Origin of the sequence: Butyrivibrio sp. Su6 (assembly GCF_900108105.1) — a bacterium.
Taxonomy (GTDB): Bacteria; Bacillota; Clostridia; order Lachnospirales; family Lachnospiraceae; genus Butyrivibrio.
This window is the reverse complement of sequence record NZ_FNUR01000006.1, coordinates 117,025-136,822: the sequence shown is the minus strand read 5'-3', so window position 1 is coordinate 136,822 and position 19,798 is coordinate 117,025. Positions and strand designations below refer to the sequence as shown.

General features: G+C 40.6%; 15 protein-coding genes. All 15 read right to left on the bottom strand.

All coding sequences use genetic code 11. From position 1 onward, the window contains the following. Positions 1-88: 88 nt before the first annotated feature. Complete coding sequence (locus C4S54_RS08625; RefSeq protein WP_103869170.1) at positions 89-1,951, bottom strand: single-stranded-DNA-specific exonuclease RecJ; 1,863 nt, start codon at positions 1,949-1,951, stop codon at positions 89-91. Between the two features lie 202 nt (positions 1,952-2,153). After that, positions 2,154-2,639: a peptide-methionine (S)-S-oxide reductase MsrA gene (gene msrA / locus C4S54_RS08620; protein ID WP_103869169.1), complete on the bottom strand. Its 486-nt coding sequence runs from the start codon at positions 2,637-2,639 to the stop codon at positions 2,154-2,156. Positions 2,640-2,782: 143 nt separating this feature from the next. Beyond that, on the bottom strand, positions 2,783-5,071 hold the full coding sequence (gene secD, locus C4S54_RS08615) for a protein translocase subunit SecD (RefSeq protein ID WP_103869168.1): 2,289 nt from the start codon (positions 5,069-5,071) through the stop codon (positions 2,783-2,785). Positions 5,072-5,102: 31 nt separating this feature from the next. Continuing rightward, the gene (scfB, locus tag C4S54_RS08610) at positions 5,103-6,533 is read right to left on the bottom strand and encodes a thioether cross-link-forming SCIFF peptide maturase (protein WP_103869167.1); all 1,431 of its coding nucleotides are present in this window, start codon (positions 6,531-6,533) and stop codon (positions 5,103-5,105) included. Between the two features lie 106 nt (positions 6,534-6,639). Continuing rightward, positions 6,640-6,786 carry a six-cysteine ranthipeptide SCIFF gene (gene scfA, locus C4S54_RS08605; protein ID WP_013281386.1) on the bottom strand — a complete coding sequence of 49 codons (147 nt, stop codon included), beginning with the start codon at positions 6,784-6,786 and terminating at the stop codon, positions 6,640-6,642. 81 nt (positions 6,787-6,867) lie between these two features. Then, the gene (locus tag C4S54_RS08600; RefSeq protein WP_103869166.1) at positions 6,868-8,148 is read right to left on the bottom strand and encodes an HlyC/CorC family transporter; all 1,281 of its coding nucleotides are present in this window, start codon (positions 8,146-8,148) and stop codon (positions 6,868-6,870) included. A gap of 12 nt (positions 8,149-8,160) precedes the next feature. Further along, positions 8,161-8,475, bottom strand: a complete 315-nt coding sequence (gene rhaM / locus C4S54_RS08595) for an L-rhamnose mutarotase (RefSeq protein ID WP_022773127.1) — start codon at positions 8,473-8,475, stop codon at positions 8,161-8,163. A 65-nt stretch (positions 8,476-8,540) separates the two neighbouring features. Beyond that, on the bottom strand, positions 8,541-9,806 hold the full coding sequence (hisS, locus tag C4S54_RS08590; protein WP_103869165.1) for a histidine--tRNA ligase: 1,266 nt from the start codon (positions 9,804-9,806) through the stop codon (positions 8,541-8,543). Positions 9,807-9,884: 78 nt separating this feature from the next. Continuing rightward, entirely contained in the window at positions 9,885-11,840 is a 1,956-nt protein-coding gene (locus C4S54_RS08585) for an EAL domain-containing protein (protein WP_103869164.1), read from the bottom strand. A gap of 2 nt (positions 11,841-11,842) precedes the next feature. Further along, positions 11,843-13,795, bottom strand: coding sequence for an EAL domain-containing protein (locus tag C4S54_RS08580; RefSeq protein WP_103869163.1), 1,953 nt, complete (start codon positions 13,793-13,795; stop codon positions 11,843-11,845). Positions 13,796-13,815: 20 nt separating this feature from the next. Then, positions 13,816-14,076, bottom strand: coding sequence for a hypothetical protein (locus tag C4S54_RS08575; protein WP_103869162.1), 261 nt, complete (start codon positions 14,074-14,076; stop codon positions 13,816-13,818). Between the two features lie 75 nt (positions 14,077-14,151). Then, positions 14,152-16,329 (bottom strand): beta-galactosidase, encoded by a 2,178-nt coding sequence (locus C4S54_RS08570; protein WP_103869161.1) that lies wholly within the window; start codon positions 16,327-16,329, stop codon positions 14,152-14,154. 16 nt (positions 16,330-16,345) lie between these two features. Further along, on the bottom strand, positions 16,346-17,344 hold the full coding sequence (locus C4S54_RS08565; RefSeq protein ID WP_103869160.1) for a LacI family DNA-binding transcriptional regulator: 999 nt from the start codon (positions 17,342-17,344) through the stop codon (positions 16,346-16,348). A 158-nt stretch (positions 17,345-17,502) separates the two neighbouring features. Then, complete coding sequence (locus tag C4S54_RS08560; protein WP_103869159.1) at positions 17,503-18,366, bottom strand: sugar ABC transporter permease; 864 nt, start codon at positions 18,364-18,366, stop codon at positions 17,503-17,505. Further along, positions 18,366-19,763: a carbohydrate ABC transporter permease gene (locus C4S54_RS08555; RefSeq protein ID WP_103869158.1), complete on the bottom strand. Its 1,398-nt coding sequence runs from the start codon at positions 19,761-19,763 to the stop codon at positions 18,366-18,368. The genes C4S54_RS08560 and C4S54_RS08555 overlap by 1 nt, the downstream gene beginning before the upstream one ends. Positions 19,764-19,798: the final 35 nt, after the last annotated feature.

Here is a 19,798-nt window from a genome sequence, read left to right as displayed (position 1 = left end):
AGCTAAGGCTCACTATCTCCCCCTCATAAGAAACCGCAGACACACGCTTCGCGTGTGTTTTTGTGGTTTTAGGGGGAGTTTTTTTATATCATGTGAAGTCGCTCATAACTATCTGAACTGATTCTCTTCCCTGATAGCTGTTAATATCCGGATAATACGCAATGCTCACCTTCATATTGTAAGCTCTTCCATCATAAAGCTCATCTACAGCGTTCTGGCCATATTTTTCTCTGAGGAATTCATGCCACTTATCCATATCTCCAAAATACATCATATCAAAATAATTATTTGAATCATCAGATACTCTGTATTTTCCACAATTTTTGTTTTTACCAAGGATTCTTCCCGATAAAAGCTTTACATCCTTTTGGGCAAACATAGGCTTGGTATTACCTGTTCCAAAAGGTTCCAACTTACTAAATTCCTTAACAAGCTCCATGCTCGCATACTTAAGGGGCATTACCATATCAAGATGGACTATTCTCTCATAGTCGCTGGCTGTAAGCTCACACTCATTATTGAGTCTTGTGCGAAGGGTCTCAATGTTTTCTTCAGGAAGTGATAGTCCCGCAGCCATCTTATGTCCGCCAAACTTTGTAAAGAGCTCTTTACATGCTGAAAGATGCTGGAACATATCATAGCTTTCAATAGACCTTCCGGAGCCCTTTGCGCCTCCATCAGCTGCCTTTGTAAGAACGATCGTAGGCCTGTAGTACTTTTCCTTTATCTTACCTGCTATTATACCTGCGATAGATTCGTGGACATTGGGAAGATACAGCACAATAACCTTGGGAAGTTCGCCCTTACCAGCCTCTTCATCCACAATTTCTATAGCCGCATCAACACCCTCTTTAGTCATGTCTTTTCTGCTGTCGTTAAGGGCCTTTAAATCTCCGGCAATCATAGCGGCCTCAGCCTCATCTTCAGCAAAAAACAATGATAATGCTCTTGTGGCCAGATCAAGCCTTCCTGTGGCATTAAGACAGGGACCTATGATGAAACCATAGTGATATCCAGTCATAGCGCTCGCATCAATGCTATTTACATCAATAAGAGCTTTAAGACCCTTATTTTCTGTAAATCTGATGCGCTTTAAAGACTCTTTTACGATTATCCTGTTCTCATCCTTAAGTTCCATGACATCGCAAACTGTTGCAATGCCCGCAAAGATGATCTTTTCAGCAAAAAATCTTCCAATCAGCTCATCAAACTCTGGGTCTTCTTTTTCAGAAGCCTTTATCTGCGCCATAACCTGCAGGAACTTATAAGCAACAACTGCTCCGCAAATCTCTTTAAAAGGATACTCACCCTCAGCTCTCTTGGGGTCTATAACCGCATCTGCAGGCGGTAATATCTCTTTTTTCACACAAGTCTCAGGTCCAAATGAATCATCACCTGCTTCATCCTGAGCCGTCTCAAAAGGAACTTCGTGGTGATCTGTAACAACTACAGTCATGCCTTTTTCTTTTGCATGTTTGATCTGCTCAAAAGCTGCAATTCCATTGTCGCAGGTAATGATAGTATCAATACCGTCTTCAATAGCAGCATCAACAAGCTTGATACTAAGGCCATAGCCATCCTTGATCCTGTCAGGAAGAACACAGTCCACATCTGCTCCAAAGAGCCTTAGTCCATCAACAAGTATGTATGAAGAACATATACCATCTACGTCATAGTCGCCTATAACACGGATCTTTGCTCCCTCAGCTATTCTGGAGAGCATCACCCTGGCGCCCTTTTCCATGTCTGCCATTTTAAATGGATCATGGAGCATCGAAACGCCGCCGTTCAGATACTCATCCACCTTTTCCAAGGAACAGTCTTCTTTTTCTGTCTCTCTGGAATTTATAAGTCTATTAGCAATAAGTCTGGCTGTGATATTGGAAATGCCATATTTAGCAGCGATTCCATCAAAATCAGCCTTCTTATTTGCTATCATCCATTTTGCCATATCTATCCTCTTTGTTACATAATAATAAATGCGCACCACCTTGTATTTTATGCGGTGCGCTTTGTATATATTACCATATTTTATAAAAAGATGCGGAACAGATTATACTATCCGTTCCGCATCATGAATAAATCATTTATGTTTGATTATTTTACTACCTCACTGCCTAAAATTGATGCAAGTCTTTCAAATCAGCCCATTGTTACTTCTTTCTTCCGGATTCGATGAGTTCCTTTTCAAAGGCCTCAGGATTTTTCAAGTAATAATCCTGGTGATACTCTTCTGCTTCATAGAAGTTTTTATAAGGCAACAGTTCAACAAATGTTTCCTTGCCTGAATCTGCTGCTATTTTATCAAGTTTAGATTGGGCAAGAGCCTTTTCCTCTTCATTGCCATAGAAAATTGCCAGAGTATAAGAAAATCCCTTGTCGATAAACTGTCCCTCAGCATCAAATGGATCTACATTTGCAAAATAAATATCCAGTAACTTATCATATGATACCTTCTCAGGGTCATATACAAGCTTTATGGTCTCACGATGGCCAGTCTCCTGATGTTTAACCTGTTCGTAGGTTGGATTCTCCTCATCACCACCTGCGTAGCCGCAAATAACCTTATCAACGCCGTACATCTTATAAATAGGTGTCACACACCAAAAACATCCCCCTGCAAAATATGCCTCTTTCATAATCTGAAATCCTTTCTAGTTTAATTAGAATGTCGCTTGCGACATTCTCGCGCCGAGCGCGAATGCTTTAGCATTCATTTTCCAATTACATAAAAAATGGAGATATGGATAAACCATATCTCCAACATTTTATACTACGAAAATTACTTTGCAAACAATGTTTTGAACTTTGTCTTAAGATCATACCACATTGGTGATGCAATAAAGATTGATGAATATGTACCACAAACAACACCAACCATAAGTGGAAGTGCAAATGCCTTAATATCTGCTACACCAAATACATAAAGGGCAGCTACAGTGAAGAATGTTGTTGCTGAAGTAAAGATACTTCTTGTTACTGTCTGAGCTACACTGCTATTAACAAGCTCTGCCTCTTCTTTTCTGTTTGTTGCATTGTGAAGGTTCTCACGGATACGATCGAATGTAACGATTGTATCGTTGATTGAGTAACCGATGATTGTAAGGATTACAGCGATGAATGTATTACCAACTGAAAGTCTTGTAAGTGCATAAGCTGTAATTACAATAAGTGTATCGTGTGCAAGGGCGATGATAGCAGCTGCACCAAACTTGATATCCTTGAATCTGATCCAAATGTAGATAAGCATAAGGATAAGGGCTACAAGGAGAGCTTTGATGGCGCTTGATCTCATCTCACCACTGATTGTTGAACTGATTGTCTCAGCTGCAACATTATCAGCAGATACTCCGTAATTGCTCTCAAGTACATCCTCTACTGCTTCTCTCTGAGAAACATTAAGAGTAGATGTCTTAAAGATTACCTGATTTGTACCAGATACTGTCTGGATCTGAATCTCATTGATTCCTGCAGCGCTCTTGATATCATTTGCTACTGTGCTCTCAAGCTCAGCAAGCTCATATGATCTGTCAAAAGTAACTGTTGTTGATGTACCACCAACGAAGTCAAGGCTGTAGTTGAATGCCCCCTTTCCTGCTGATGCGTTAACTGCCATTGTGATAATACCAACTACAAGTACTGCACATGAAACGAGATAGAAGATTCTTCTCTTTCCAACGAAATCAAATTTCTTAACTGCCTTTGCCTTACCGTAGAGAACAGGATTCTCAAGTCCAAGGCCATAAAGTATTGAAGTAATAAGTCTTGTAACTACAAGAGCTGTGAACATTGAAAGGATGATACCAAGCATAAGTGTCTCAGCAAATCCCTTGATTGAACCTGTTCCGCCAATTCTAAGAACGATAGCTACGATAAGAGTTGTGATGTTACCATCAAGGATTGATGAAAGAGCCTTGTTGTAACCGTTCTTTCTAGCTTCATCAACTGTCTTGCCAACAGCAAGCTCTTCTTTAATTCTGGAGAAAACAAGTACGTTAGCATCAACCGCCATACCGATTGAAAGAATAATACCTGCTATACCAGGAAGAGTAAGTGTCATATCAAATGCGGAAAGAAGGAATACCATAAGTCCGCAGTAGAATGCAAGTGCAAGTGTAGCTGAAAAACCAAGGAGTCTGAAGAATATGATCATCAGAACTGCTATAAGAGCGAAACCAACAGCTGCTGCAATAAGTGATGTTCTGATAGCATCTGAACCAAGCTGAGCACCTACAACGTTTGATCTAAGTTCGTTAAGCTGAAGCTTAAGTCCACCGATTCTGATCATAGAAGCAAGGTTCTGAGCCTCTTCATATGAGCTCATTCCAGTGATAACGGCCTTACCATCAGTAATTTCTGCCTGAACCTTAGGAACAGAAATGAACTGGCCATCATAGTAGATACCGATTGTCTCTCCAGCTGCATATGCCTTCTTGGTAGCCTCAGCAAACGCTGTCTTGCCCTCTTCTGTAAACTCAAGAGAAACAACAGGTTCCTGTGAACCATATGAATCCTGCTGAGCTGCAGCCTGAGCAACTGATACCTGATCTCCTGAAAGAACTATAGAACCATCTGCCTGAAGCTCTTCAAGTGTCTTGTTGAGAACATAACCAAAAAGAATGTTGCCATCTTCATCAGTCTCAAGACCACCTTCTGCTGTAAATCCTGAGTGGTATGTGTAGTTTTCATTGCCTTCTGCATCAGTCTGGGCAATAAAGTAAAGGTTACCGGGCTGTCCGAGATCCTCTAAGATCGCATTGGCATCTGAGACACCAGGAATCTCTATATTGATTCTGTTAGAACCTTCCTGATAAACAAGAGCCTCTGTGCTGTACTGATCTACACGCTGCTGAAGCTTGTAGATTGTATCAGACATATCCTCCTTATCAGGATTCTCATCTCCAACAACTTCGTAAGTGATGCTGACACCACCTGCAAGATCAAGTCCTAAATTGATACTGGATAAAGAACCTGACTTGTCTTCACCAAGTCCGTACACTGCTGAATATCCAACTCCCCCCAGCAGTAACAGAACGATGATAAGCGCTAAAACTGACTTTAAGCGTTTCATTGTAATACATCCTCCCATATAGCTTATTAACTTATTCGGCCATAGCCGCCTTTATCATAATCGCACACTCGATACGCTTTCTCTGAAGCTCACAACCGTGCTTATATGTCGTATTGATATTGCCGTTGAAATTATAGGCGTTTGCAGCACATCCACCGCTGCAGTAATATCTGGCAAAACATTTCTCACATTCAGGTCTTGAATAAACATTGCTCTTTTTGAATGTTTCCTGAATATCAGGTCTGGTAATACCTTCAAATACATTACCCATGATGAAGTCTTCATTACCAACGAACTGATGGCAAGGATAAAGATCACCCCATGGTGTAACTCCCAAATACTCGCATCCTGAACCACATCCTGAAAGTCTCTTGGCTACGCAAGGGCCACCCTCAAGATCGATGTTGAAGTGGAAGAAATTAAATCCCTTTCCCTCTTTCTGTCTCTCAAGATAGAACTTGGCAAGCTTGTCGTACTCTTCGCAAAGCTTTGGAATATCCTCATCCTTTAATGAGTACCAGTCCTCAGGCTTGGCAACTACAGGCTCAACCGAGATCTGCTTAAATCCAAGATCTGCAAGATGCTTAACATCCTCTGAGAAATCAAGATTATTGTGAGTAAATGTTCCTCTTACAAAGTATCTGAGCTGATGACGGCTCTCTGCAACTTTCTGGAATTTAGGAACTATCTCATCATAGCTTCCCTGTCCGCCGCGCTTAGGACGCATAGCATCATGTACTTCCTTACGTCCGTCAATTGAAAGGACAATATTGCCCATTTCCTTATTTACATACTCAAGGATCTCATCGTTTAAAAGAGTTCCGTTTGTTGTTATTGTGAAACGGAAATTCTTATTGTGTTCTTTTTCAATCTGGCGGCCGTACTCAACGATCTTTTTAACGACCTCCCAGTTCATAAGTGGCTCACCGCCAAAGAAATCTACTTCCAGATTTCTGCGATTTCCTGAATTCTTAACAAGGAAATCAAGTGCTGCCTTACCGACCTCTTCTGTCATGAGAGCTCTTCTTCCGTGATACTCTCCCTCATCGGCAAAACAATATTTACATCTGAGATTACAGTCATGTGCTATGTTAAGGCAAAGAGCCTTGATAACTGTCTCTCTGTTCTGGAATTCATCTACATAGTTCTCATATACATCGTCAGTATAAAGAACCTGTGCAGCTCTGAGCTCTAAAAGCTCATCAACTGCCTCTTTGATATCTTCTACAGAGTACTTGTCTGTTATCTCTGAAAGCTTTTTAACTTCATCAAACAGCCATCCAAAATCCTCTTTTGAAGCTTCTTCCTGTCCGTCTGAAACTGCTGCAGTACCATACTTGGCAGCAAGCTTCTCCTCTACAATATTTACTAAATCAAAAACAACATCATCAACAACGTGTACTGAACCGCTGTTAACATCCAGAACAATGTTATAACCGTTGTTCTTATAAGCGTGAATCATAAAATCTCCTAAAACTAAACTCTGCGAGTTGTGCAAAAACTAGGCAGCGGCCTCGGCCGCTGCCCGATAACTTAATCCTACAAAAACCAATATTCTTCCAGTTAGATTACTTGCTAAGCTGCTCGCAGCTCTGGTTTCCTACTGTGCAAGATGTCTTGCATGCTGACTGGCATGATGTCTGGCACTCGCCACATCCGCCCTTTTTCATTGACTCTTTAAGATTTCTTGTTACTAATGACTTTACGTGCTTCATAAATTGCCTCCTACTTGAAATGTGAACTGTTCCACTTTCGAGTTTTTACATCGACCTAGTATACCATATATTGGTAAATTATTAAAGTGTTTCTTTTTCATCCTCTTTTGCGACAGTATTAGCAGTTAACAGAACTTTGGTAATTCTGTTTCGCTTTATTCCACGGGCTGTTAGCGTAATTCCATTATCAAGTGTAACGGTCTCACCATATCCCGGCAGTCTGTCAAGCTTTTCGATCATAAGTCCGCCTATGGAATCATAATCCTCTGAATCAAGTTCTGTTCCAAGAGCATCATTTATATCGTCCAGCTTCATGTTTCCTTCGACGAGATACTTATTGCCGCCCACATGCCTTATAAGCTCTTCTTCATCAGAATCATACTCATCTCTGATCTCTCCTACGATCTCTTCAAGAAGGTCCTCCAAAGTGATCATTCCGACTGTAGTACCGTATTCTGATAAAACGAAAGCAACATTCTGGCTTCTTTCTCTCATTTCCATGAGAAGGTCGGCAGTCTTTTTATACTCATAGGTATAATAAGCTTTCCTCAGACAGTCCTTTATCTTGAAATTGTCTTTGTCCTGAATAAGCACCAGGTCCTTTACATTTATAAGACCAATGATATTGTCCTGCTCTCCGCCTTCATAAACAGGAATTCTTGTGTACATATCCTCGCGGAAAACTCTCATGACCTCATTGTAATCAGCATCAGAGCTGACACAGCACATATCGATCCTGGGTATCATGATATCTTTTGCATGAGCATCGCTAAAATCAAATACATTGTAAATGATTTCTTTTTCTCCGCTCTCGATAACGCCATCCTCATGACTGACATCCACATAAGTCTTAAGTTCTGTCTCAGTCATGGTCTGCTTATTTTTGGTATCGATCCTGAAGAGCCTTAGTATCAGTGTTGCAACACCGTTTATGATAAAGCTTAAAGGATGTATTATGGCCATGATAAACAAGATAACATTCACATACCACAATGACATTTTCTCTGCATAGGCTGTCGCTACCGTTTTGGGAATGATCTCTCCAAATATAAGAACGATTAAAGTAAGTACACCGGTACCAATGCCGATTGCAAAACTGCCAAACACATCCGTAACATAAACCGTCATCAAAGCAGATGCACTGAGGTTGACGATATTGTTACCAATCAGGATCGCAGACAAAATTTTCTGAGTATCTTCACAAATTGAGAGAACTCTTTTTGCCCGCTTGTTCCCTTCATCTGAAAGGGATTTCATTTTCACCTTGTTAACAGTCATAAAGGCTGTTTCAGCAGATGAAAAAAACGCAGATAACAAAACAAGTACAATTAATACTGCGAGCTGTATCGCGTGAGTGTCCAAAACTTCCTCCTATCAATCCAAATGAAATACCGGGTGAAGATCGATAGCTACAGGGCTATTGTCCGGATTGGTCTCCATAATGTCGGCCATAAAATCCCACCACTTGCGGTTGATAGCTGTATCAGCTCCTTTAGCCCAAAGCTCTTCATCCTCTATTTCGATATAGCCATAGAGAACATCTGTCTCTTCATCAAGGAATATGCTGTAGTTGCGTCCACCATGCTCATGGATCATTTCCTGCATCTCAGGCCACAACTCATTGTGTCTCTTCTCATACTCCTTTTCCATCCCCTTATAAAGCTTCATTTTAAAACCTTTTCTGATCATACCTTCTTACTCCCCTTTTATTCTCTTATTCATACAGCCAATGGCTGTTTTTAGCAAAAGACCTGTCAGTTAAGCGGATTGAGATAGAACTCCTTAACATCTTCGTAACCCTGCTCTGAAAGCTGCTGTTTCTGGAACTTTTTATTCTTATTCATGCGAACAACAAGAACCTGATTGCCCTCAAGTCTTTCTTTCTGAGCTTCTGAGATGATCTCGGAAAGTCTCTCTCCCTTGATTCCTTTCTCGATGAGGTAAGCCTTTCTATTTCCCTCCCCAGGGATCTTAAAGCCTTCATCCATCATGATCATGATGATACGCTCAAAACCGATTGAGAATCCACATGCAGGAGTGTCCTGTCCAAGGAACTTTCCAACCATCTTGTCATAGCGTCCGCCGCCACCGCAGCTTCCGCCGTACTGAGGCATTGATACTTCGAAAATAGTACCGGTATAATAGGACATTCCTCTTACAAGTGTAGGATCAAATACCATTTCAAACTGAGCTGTCTTGGTAGCATCAACACTTGTGATGATCTCTTCAAGGCTTTCTCTTACCTCTGCGTCAAGGAAGTCACCTAATTTATCAGCGATTATCTTAAGACCTGAGATATCAGTCTTACCTTCAACACTTCTGAAAAGATCAAGATATTTGTCTATTGATGCTCTTTCAAAGCCCTCTTTTTCAAGCTCTTCTGAAACACCATCGATACCGATCTTGTCCATTTTGTCGAGAGTTATGAACACATCATCGTAGCTCTCTTCAGGAAATCCACTGTAAGCTGCCATAGCCTTAAGAATACGACGCTCGTTTATTCTTATCTTAAAATCCTTGAATCCAAGTCTTCCAAGAGTTGTTGTTGTTGCAAGGATAAGCTCTATCTCTGCGAGATTGGTTGCTTCGCCGAGAATATCGATATCGCACTGCATGAACTGACGGTATCTGCCCTTCTGTGGTCTGTCAGCTCTCCACACATTGCCCATCTGAAGCGCCTTAAATGGAGAAGGAAGTTCGCTTGCATGATTTGCATAAAAACGAACAAGAGGAACAGTAAGGTCATAGCGAAGACCTGAATCTGTAAGATCATTTTCCGCCTTGGCAGTTTCTAAATTCAGCTTTTCTCCTCTTTTCATAACTTTGAAGATAAGCTTTTCATTTTCTCCACCCTGCTTGCTGTTAAGATTGGCAAGTGATTCAACACAAGGTGTCTCTATAGAAGTAAAACCAAATTCTGCATATGTCTTTTTAATAACTCCGATGCAGTAATCTCTAAGCTGCATTTCTGAAGGCAGAATATCCTTCATTCCGGTAACCGGTTTCTTAATAAGTGCCATAAATAACCATCCTTAATTCTTGAAATAAATAATAAACACGAAATATTTTACACTTACCGCATTTTCTTTGCAATGGCTTTAAGCGTTGTGCTCTTTTATGAACTCTATAAAGCTTTCTTTTGACATGGGCCTTGCGTAAAAGAAGCCCTGCACGTGGTCACAGCCAAGCCTTATGATCTGCTTTGCCTGCTCTGCGGTTTCCACGCCCTCGGCAACAATTTCTTTTCCAAGGGACTTGATTATCCTGATCATATTGAGCATCACCATATAGGATGTCTCTGAGTCAAATACAGACTGGACAATGCTCTTGTCAAGTTTAAAGAGCTTTAAAGGAAGCATGGCAATCCTTGAAAGATTGGAATACCCGGTTCCAAAGTCATCCATAGAAAAAGTAATTCCTGATTTTAACAGTCTTCCCAGATTCATGTCCATTACATCAGTAATATTCTTTTCCCAGGTCTCTGTTATCTCCAGATTTATCAACTTGGGATCGACATTATATTTTTCAAGAGTTCCAAGTATATTCTCTGCGAGGTTGGTCTGTATGCAATCAACTATGGAAAGATTAACCTCCACGTATTCTATTCCATAGTCCATGATCCGGGATGAAGATATCATCTCGCACACCCTGTCCAGCACATATCTGTCTATTTCAAGAACACTTCCGTTCCTCTCGGCAACAGGCATGAATACTGCAGGTGAGATGAATCCAAGCTTAGGGTCCTTTAGACGCACAAGGGCTTCACAGGATGTATATTTGCCGTCAGCCGGAGAATATATCGGTTGATAGTAAACATCCAAAAGCCCGTCTTCGAGAGCTCTTTTCACTATCCCATCAATCTTCTTGTCATGTTCAACATATTTAAGATTCAGATCAGAAAGCCTTAAAACATCCCTATTGTGCCTCAGGAAAGCCTTCTGCATTACATTCCATATCTCATTAAATCTCTCAAGAGAATCTACTTCTGTAGGGAAGCCCAAAACACACGGGCTCTGGAATAATTTTATTTCCTCATTTTTTAGTACCCACGGATCTTTAAACCTTATCTTTATCTGTTCTACAGTTTTTTCTATCACTGTTTCATCTGGGTCTGCCCCGGGAAGCATTAGAATAAACGTGCTGTCAAACGGATAAAACAATCCTCCTTCCGGACACATTTTCTTTAGATAATCCGATATGTGTCTAAGGAGCTCTGAGGAGTTCTCAATGGATTCTTCGCTCAGGAACACATCAAGCTTATCCACATATATTCCCAGAAGTGAAAATGTCTTTTTCTGTAAAAGATTGGTAGAAATGGTGAAATCCAGAGCTTTCTTTGTTCCTGCACCGGAAGTTAAGTCCACAAACTCACTTGGATTCTGGAATGTATAGACGCACAGCAAAAGAGCTATCGAAACTGAAAACTCAAAGATTGAGCTGGACCTTGTCAGTATTCTGATAGGAACCCCTGCTGCCATCAAAAAATAATAGACCACAAGGGCCATCTGTTTCTCAGTGCTCAAAGACTTTTTGTACTTAATGATCATGTAAGCTGCAACAATGAGATAGAACCAGACACTCAGATATATGGTGACAGCCTGCGGATATATGTACCTGGTTTCAGCATTTTCATCAAACCTGTAAAAGAATCCGGTAAAAATAACGCTGAAGATAACAACCTGCGAGCAGATAGTAGGAATACCAATAAGGATCTTTTTGACAAAGCTCTGGAACTCAATGCGGAAAATAGCCATCCCATAGATGACCGATAAAAGAGGCATTATATAAATGCACACTTTTTCAAGCATTACAAGAACACAGACTGCCTCATAGCTGAGGGACATTTTAAAAAAATCAGACTGTATCCAAACTTTATGTATTAGTCCCAATAAATTCATGCAAAAAGCATTAAAGAGCAGCCCGCCAAATATGTCATTTTGCCTGCTGTAGTAATGCTCTCCAAAAAGATGCACAAAAACAGTGATAAGCAGAACCACCATTGAGCATATAGCAAAGCATATTTCGTAGTTTTGTGGATTTGTTAAAAGAGTCATAATCAATTTTCCTCAAAATATGCATCAATAAACTTAACGTAAGAACTATCCTTCATCGGAGCTCCCATATAATCTCCGATAAGATAGTCGCAACCCAGCTCTTCAGCCATTTTTTTGTCTGTCTCATTCTCAATATCTGTGGCACAGACAAATATGCTTATGTCATGGAAAAGATTGACAATGCCCTGTACGACCAGCATCATCTTCTCAGATTCCATGGCAGAGTGAAGGATTGAGCTGTCTAAGTTAATCTGGGAAACTGGGAGTGAGAGTACTCTGTTGAGGTCTCCATAGCCGCTTCCAAATTTATCAACAATGATAGAGCTCTTTAAATCGCCAAGCATCTTTATATTTCGCTCAGCGATGGAGTTCATGGTAGAAATTGTTGTCTCAGTGAGCTTGATGCTGATCCATGATGCTACAGCATTCTCTTCGCGCAGTATTTTCTTTATACGCTTTATGAAATCATTCTTTGATATTTCACCCTGAGACATTGCGACAACAGCCCTGTATTTGCCGTTTTTGTCGCCGGCATTCCAAAATGAAAGCGCCCTGCAAGCCCTTCTGAAAACAAACTCATCCGCGTCCATAAGTGCCTGAGTAACTTTAATATCAGGAATCTTTCCCCTCATATCAATTTCGTTTCCGGCTGCATCATGAAGGAAACAAAGTACATCAGCACAATAATTGATCTTATAGATCTTGGATAAAAATGGTTGGAACTTTATTGTCGCCAGCTTGCTGTCGAGATTGCCCCTCGCAAGATTATCATAGTCGCTTTCTCTTCTGATAGCCTCAAAGTCAACCTTATCCACATCAATAATAAGATTGTGGTCATCGTTTACATGCTCAACCATCATCTCTATCTTGTTTATGAGATCAGCTGTAGTCTTGTAATGTACAGGATAATGAAGCAAAAAGAGCTGCCCGTCCACTTTCAGCTTCATGTTGCCAAAACTCCAGGGTTCACGCATCCTGTAAGAAATCTTATACATCAAAGCCTTTGCTTTATCTGCATCATCTGTATGAACAGTCAAAGCAAATACATACTCGGAATATCTGTAAGCATAGGTAATAAGGTGTAGTTCCCTGCGGCCTACACTCTTTAAATACTTTGCTATGGTCTTAAGCGCATCCTGTCCATTTCCATAGCCAATCTCATCACTGAGAGTACGGATATTTTTTATGGTAAGGAAGATTGTAAAGTGCTCTCCTTTTCTTTTTGTCTTAAGATCATGTCCCTCCAGAAAAGCCTTTTTATTAAGGATATCAAGGACTTCATCTACCATCTCACTGGGATTTTGAAGGGTTATATAAATAAAGGTCACACTGATGGTATTACAGAAATTCTCGACAAGCAGAGTTGGATAAAAGTATTGGATCAGTATTCCTGCAAGAACAAAAAGAACATATGATGCCACAACCACCTTTGTCCTTCTGCGCATGAGATTATTATATTTTAACAACAAAACAAGGCTGACAATCAGATAATACGTTGCGATGATATAAAAGAGGAAAAGGTATTTACCCCTGTGATAGATACCGTCTACAGAGTAGCTGAACAGGATCGGCTCAAACCAGTTGACCACTAAAAGAACTGTGCAGATAATATACCCGAACCAGAGATACCAAAAGCCTTTCCAGGTGGTTATAGGCACATAAATATCCAATACAGACATGATATATAAAAGATAAAAAACTGCTGACCCAAGATGGAAAAAGAAAAAAGTACTTCCGGCTATTTTTTCAAGAATGCCGTACTCAGAAAAGGTCAGAGGATGCATCTGCAGATATGTTTCTATTCTTTCACACAAAGTCGCCATGAAAATGGCAAAATAAAGCGCACTGTAAGCTCTCTGTCGATAGGAAGGCACAGCTCTTCTCGACATGGAAGTAACAGCGATAGTGATCAATATAAATAATGCGCAAATATCAAAATAAATATTATATTGCATCCACAGACTCCAGCTTTGTTTTATAACCACTTAAGCGGATTGCTGATGACTTTTGCTTTGGAAATAATGTCATCGGCATTTGCTTTAAGATATACCTCAAGGCCTGCAATTTCGTCCTGAGAATACCCGTTATTTTTAACTATCTTACCGTCAGGAATAACACCTTCTGCAATCTCTTTTCCGTTTTTACCATTCCGTTCAAAAGAAACCCTTACCATCTTCTTGTTATCTTTTCCGGTAACAATTGCAGAATAAGTCATTCTCATCTCTTCATCAGACATATTATCACCACAAGTAAAAACAAAAAGTGTTATCGAAATTTTATCATCTCGATAACACTATTTTAACACATATTTTTATATTTCTGTTTTAAATTGCGCTATTAAATGTACGCCGTTGATTCTACAGGCTTTTCCGTCTGTCATCTTAGGCCATTCCTGAAGATACAGCTTTGTATCTTCTTTCAGCGGATCAACAGATATTTCACAGGCAAATTCACCGGATTCATTACCACAAAAACGCTTAAGTCCAACTTCCCACTTCTGGCCTGTGTAGAAGCTGTCTGCGATCATTTTGCCATCAAGGTACATCTGAGCTGTATCGCCTTCATAATCTATGCTCAAAAGCATTTCATTTCTACCGGAAGGCATATCTGTTACTTTTAATGATGCTTTTAGCCCACCGTCCTGCTCATCTTTAGTCAAAAGAGCTGCAGCCTTGTTTTCATAACTGTTTTTGCTCTTATAGACCGTAAAGACCTCGTCATCTTTTTTCAAAGTATCAAAGCCACCTTGTGTAACTCGCAGCTCCGGAAATGCCTTGAATACAGCATGTTTAGTCTCATTATCCGAAACCTCGAAATAAAGCTCCGGCTTTCCATCCGCATTTGTTACAACATCGCCACTGCTTATGACAAAGTGCTCTTTTCGATTTATTGTAACCTTGCTTCCATGAACAGCTTCTTCCCTGGTAATAAATACCACTTTGTTGCCGTCGAGATCTCCCTTTACTGAAAGAGACGGCTCTTTTTCTGAGTCTTTATAGAAAATGTAAGCAACGTGTCCATTTCCATCAAAGTCAGCAATACGGCAAACAGGAGTAGCATCAGTTGTGATAACTGCCTTGTCTCCAATCGGCATATTAAATGGATAAAAGAAAAAGTCTCCATTTGCAACATCCCTGCTCTCAAAGCTTGCAAGAACACTGCCATCTTCATCATAGGCTTTCAGAGCTGTATCTTTATGGTCAGCCATGATATATCTGCGCTGATAGTTATTAACAAAGAGGTATCCTGACTTTACTTTTTCCCCATTTGGAAGGATTCTTTCCTTGCATCTTACAGCACTTCTAAGGTCATTAAAATTGTCAGGTTTTAATGGATTGCCAGGCTGCTCCACATAAGCCATGTCGCAAAGATCACTTCCAAAATCGTGAATAAATGAAGCAAGGAGGCGCACCTGTCTGTAAGTATCCTCCATCTGTCCATATTCACGAAGAGGTGCATTAAAATCATAGGACAATACAGGAAGATCATTGGGGTATCCTGTCTCTTTTGTCTCCTGAAGAGTAGTAAGCTTGCCCTCAGGATTGGTTCCTCCGTGGTACATGTAATAGCCTAAAAGATTAGCCCCGCTTCCAAGCTTGGTCATGGTCATAGCCGCTGTATCAAGTCCTGTCGCTATTGGTCTTCTATGCTTTGTAACCTGAAGTCCTCCGCCAAGTTCAGCAGTAAGGAACGGGAACTTGTTCATGTCGAAGGTAATTCCATCACCCAGGCCATGATCTGAGCCAATATTGTGATCATTTCTTTCTCTTGTAAAAATGTAGTTGCCGCTTGGCTCGATCTCTGTAGTTCTCTGATCCCATGGAGCCTCGCAGTAACCGCCCATAACAGGGATCATTCCGCCTGTGACAGCTCCGCCCCAGCCTGTAGCTGTGTAGATCGGTACTTCAAAGCCAATCTCTTTTGCCATAGCCAGAAGAGTTCTCATGTGCTGCTCGCCCTCTTCGCCATTTTTTCCACCGCAGTGCCCGTATTCGTTTTCAATCTGCACTCCGATCACGGGACCATCGTCCTTTATCAAAAGACCTTTCGCCTGTTCAAATGTCTTTTCATAGAACTTTCTTACATGTTCAAGATAGCGTGGCGCATCAGTCCTGACTTCGTAGCCATTATCCACTGAATCTTTTAAAAGCCAGTCAGGAAATCCACCGTTTCTTGCCTCTCCATGTGCCCATGGGCCAATTCTCAATATTGCATATAAGCCACATTTTTTAACTGTTTCCAAAAACAGTCTTAAATTTCTGTCTCCGCTAAAATCAAAATCACCATGGATTTCCTCATGGTGGATCCAGATGACGTAGAGAGAAACTATATCAATTCCTCCCGCTTTCATCTTGCAGAGTTCTTCTTCCCAGTACTGATGGGGATATCTGCTAAAGTGCATCTCTCCCATCATTGGGAATACTCTTTTCCCATCAACAATCAGACTGATCGGGTCAAATCCAACCTTTGAATCTGACAATATCTTCATAAAAACTCCCCGTTTCTTATTTAGTACTTTCTTTTAGTATTACTTCGTAGTTAGTAAGAACAGTGTTTGAAACATCCTGCCCATCTATGAGCTCAAGCAGCTTTTTGGCCGCCGTCGCTCCAAGATTTCTATCGTCAAAATTAAGCGACGTAACTGAAGGAACTGAACTTTCCAAAATGGAGCTGTTGTAAAAAGAAGCAACTTTAAGCTTTTCCGGAACAAGAATATGTTCTTCCCTGCACCTTGCAATAACCTCTCCTGCAAGATTGTCGTCCATACAGATGACTCCATCTATATTTTTCTTAAGCAGTTCTTTTAATATTCCGCCCACTTTAGCTGTCTTTTCAACATCAAGGTAAACAAGAGCCGGATCCATTTCAAGACCCGCATCCACAAAAGCAGACGCAAAGCCATTATGCCTTGTCCTTGTGATGATATGCTCTGTGGAACCACCGATAAGTGCAAGTTTTTTAAGACCCTTGGCAATAAGAACAGATGTGAGCTCCTTACATGCTTCATAGTTGGCATTATCTACACAAATGATATCAGGATCCGTTGAACTGCCTATAGCCACAAAAGGAATTCCGCATTCCTTGAGGTAAGCAGCCGGCTTATCATTCACTAAAGTTCTGGTAAGAATGATGCCATCTACCTTATGGTTCTCAACAACTCTTTTAAGACCTGAAATGTCATCGCCGGCAATAAGCGAAACCACAATGTCATAGCCAAAGGATGAGGTTATTTCACTCATGCCGACCATACATCTCTGAAAAAAAGGCAGATCGACAGCGTTATAGTCATCAGGCCATACTACGCCTATGTTATAGGTTCTCTGTTTTGCCAGAGCTCTTGCCATAACATTTGGTCTGTAATTATGCTTTTCAATATATTCCATTACCTTGCTCTTAGTGGAATTTCCAACTCTGCCTTTTCCGGAAATAGCTCTGGATACGGTGGTCTTGGAAATCCCAAGAGCCTTGGCAACATCATCAATTGTGAGTTTTGGATTGTTCATAACACTCTTTTCTCGCTTCGCTCGCCTTGCTCGCCTTAACACGATTTCTTCTACACATGTTTTTCATAAGGAAGTTAAGCTCTCACATGCAAGCATGTGAGCCTTAACACGATTTTACTAAGATTTTTATGCGCTTGCGCTTTAAAAATCTAGTAAAATCAGCCCTTCACAGCTCCGCCGGTTACACCTTCAACGTAATATTTCTGAAGGAACATGAACAGTAATGTTACAGGAATGGCGATGAGAACGCCGCCTGCACAGAACCTTGTAAAGTAGCCCTGGTAGTCGTTTGTCCATACCCATCTGGTCATGGCAACTGCTACATTGTAACTTTGATCGTGGCCAAAAGCAACATAAGAAGCAAATACATAGTCACACCATGGTGCCATGAAGGCAACAAGTGCTGTGTAAATGATGATAGGCTTTGACATAGGAATGATCATTGTAAAGAATATTCTTGCTCTTGTAGCGCCATCAATTCTTGCTGCTTCGTCGAGAGCCTTAGGAATTGTGTCAAAATATCCTTTGCATACGTAGTATCCCATACCTGAACTTGCTACCGATACAAGGATAAGGCCCGGGATAGCACCTGCCTGAGTAAGTCCAAACTGCTTTAAAAGGAAATACAGGCAGATCATAGTAAGGAATCCGGGGAAAAGACCTAAAATAAGCCAAAAGCGCATAAGTAGTTCTCTTCCTGCAAATCTCATTCTTGAAAGTGCATAGCTTACACAGAGGATAATGATAGTCTGGAAAGCAGTGACAAAGAATGCGATTATAAGGGTATTGCTATACCATCTGACATAGTTTGTCTCACCTGAAAACAGGAATTTGTAATTATCAAGTGAAAAAGCTTTGGGCAAAAGGTAATCAACCATTCCGCCATATTCTGTTGCATATGATCTAAAGCTCTGAAGAACAAGTCCCACAAAAGGGAACAGCCATATGATACTGATAAGTATAAGAACAATATATGCGATCACATTTCCTATTGTTCTTTTTGTTTTATATGATTTATTCATTATTGGAAGCCCTCCTCATCCTTTACTGATGGAAGCAGGCCATATACACCAAGTGCGAATATAGCAGTTACTATAAATACCATGATACCTATTACTGCTGCCATCTTGTAGTTAGTGTCATTTACAGTCATCTTGTAAAGCCATGTTACCAAAAGGTCTGTGTTTCCGGCGTTGCCGGCAAGATTCATTGACTGAGGTTTGCCCTGAGTCAGAAGGTAAATAACATTAAAGTTATTGAGGTTTCCGGTAAACTGAGTCAGGATAAATGGTCCAGTCACAAATAACATATATGGAAGGGTGATACTCTTAAACATCTGCCAACCGTTGGCACCATCGATCCTGGCGCTCTCATAGAGGTCCTCAGGAATGTTCATGAGCAGTCCCGTTGCAATCAGCATAAGATATGGAATACCAATCCAGATATTGACGACAATGATCGTTATCTTGGCAAGTAAAGGATCAGTCCAGAAAGGAATAGCAGTTTTAATGATGCCCCACTTTATAAGGTATCCATTGATAAGTCCGTCATTAGCGAACATTTTCATGATATAAAGAAGTGATACGAACTGAGGAACCGCAATAGTCATAACCAGGATGGTTCTCCAGAGCTTTTTGAATCTTACTCCTTTTTTATTGATAAGTATTGCTACTCCAAGACCAAGGAAATAGTCTATAAATGTAGCAAGAAAAGCCCACACAAGTGTCCACAAAAGAACCTGTAAAAATGTGGGTCCAAAGCCCTCTGTTCCGAATGAAACAAGGTTTTTAAAGTTTTCAAGTCCAACCCATGTAAAAAGATTGGATGGCGCCTGATGATTTGCATCGTAATTTGTAAAAGCGACACAGATCATGAAAACGATAGGTAAAACTGTGAATACAAATATTCCTGTAACAGGTAAGAAAAGAAGTGTCTTATCAAAGTTCTTATCAAAAAGAGATAAGAATGTATCCTTGTTTGAAGGAAGTTTTTTTCCTGCCTTTAGCAGCAGCTCTTCTTTTCTGTTCTCCCTGATGTTCAGATACCACACTACAAAAAATGCGATCACTGCGAATGCACTCAGTACACCGAACAAAAGGATAAGGAAGCTGTTATCACCGTAAACAGTCTTTCTTCCTACTTTCTGAGTTGCTACTGTTCCAAGTGTTGAAATTTTAGAAAGGTACTGCCAGCCAAATCCGGTCATGTACCAGAAAAATAGAACTTCCAGTAAAAGAAGTACTGCTCCTATAAGAATTTGTCCCCTAAGCATCGGACCAAAACCAAAGATCAAATATGATAATTTGGTTTTAAAATCCCCCTCAACAAATGTCACCCCAATATTCTTAAATACCTGCTTAACAGATTCAAGACCAGAGCCAACGTTTTTAGTTTTCTTTTTTCCAGTACTTCCTGCCATGCCTGGACCTCCCTTCTTAACTTTAAGTGCTCTAC

Excerpts from the sequence above, each read along its gene's own strand:
- C4S54_RS08560 (WP_103869159.1), bottom strand. The coding sequence starts at position 18,366 with ATGAATAAATCATATAAAACAAAAAGAACAATAGGAAATGTGATCGCA.
- C4S54_RS08585 (WP_103869164.1), bottom strand. The coding sequence starts at position 11,840 with ATGACTCTTTTAACAAATCCACAAAACTACGAAATATGCTTTGCTATA.
- C4S54_RS08570 (WP_103869161.1), bottom strand. The coding sequence starts at position 16,329 with ATGAAGATATTGTCAGATTCAAAGGTTGGATTTGACCCGATCAGTCTG.
- C4S54_RS08625 (WP_103869170.1), bottom strand. The coding sequence starts at position 1,951 with ATGGCAAAATGGATGATAGCAAATAAGAAGGCTGATTTTGATGGAATC.
- rhaM (WP_022773127.1), bottom strand. The coding sequence starts at position 8,475 with ATGATCAGAAAAGGTTTTAAAATGAAGCTTTATAAGGGGATGGAAAAG.
- C4S54_RS08575 (WP_103869162.1), bottom strand. The coding sequence starts at position 14,076 with ATGTCTGATGAAGAGATGAGAATGACTTATTCTGCAATTGTTACCGGA.
- msrA (WP_103869169.1), bottom strand. The coding sequence starts at position 2,639 with ATGAAAGAGGCATATTTTGCAGGGGGATGTTTTTGGTGTGTGACACCT.
- C4S54_RS08580 (WP_103869163.1), bottom strand. The coding sequence starts at position 13,795 with ATGCAATATAATATTTATTTTGATATTTGCGCATTATTTATATTGATC.
- C4S54_RS08565 (WP_103869160.1), bottom strand. The coding sequence starts at position 17,344 with ATGAACAATCCAAAACTCACAATTGATGATGTTGCCAAGGCTCTTGGG.
- scfA (WP_013281386.1), bottom strand. The coding sequence starts at position 6,786 with ATGAAGCACGTAAAGTCATTAGTAACAAGAAATCTTAAAGAGTCAATG.
- secD (WP_103869168.1), bottom strand. The coding sequence starts at position 5,071 with ATGAAACGCTTAAAGTCAGTTTTAGCGCTTATCATCGTTCTGTTACTG.
- C4S54_RS08555 (WP_103869158.1), bottom strand. The coding sequence starts at position 19,763 with ATGGCAGGAAGTACTGGAAAAAAGAAAACTAAAAACGTTGGCTCTGGT.
- hisS (WP_103869165.1), bottom strand. The coding sequence starts at position 9,806 with ATGGCACTTATTAAGAAACCGGTTACCGGAATGAAGGATATTCTGCCT.
- scfB (WP_103869167.1), bottom strand. The coding sequence starts at position 6,533 with ATGATTCACGCTTATAAGAACAACGGTTATAACATTGTTCTGGATGTT.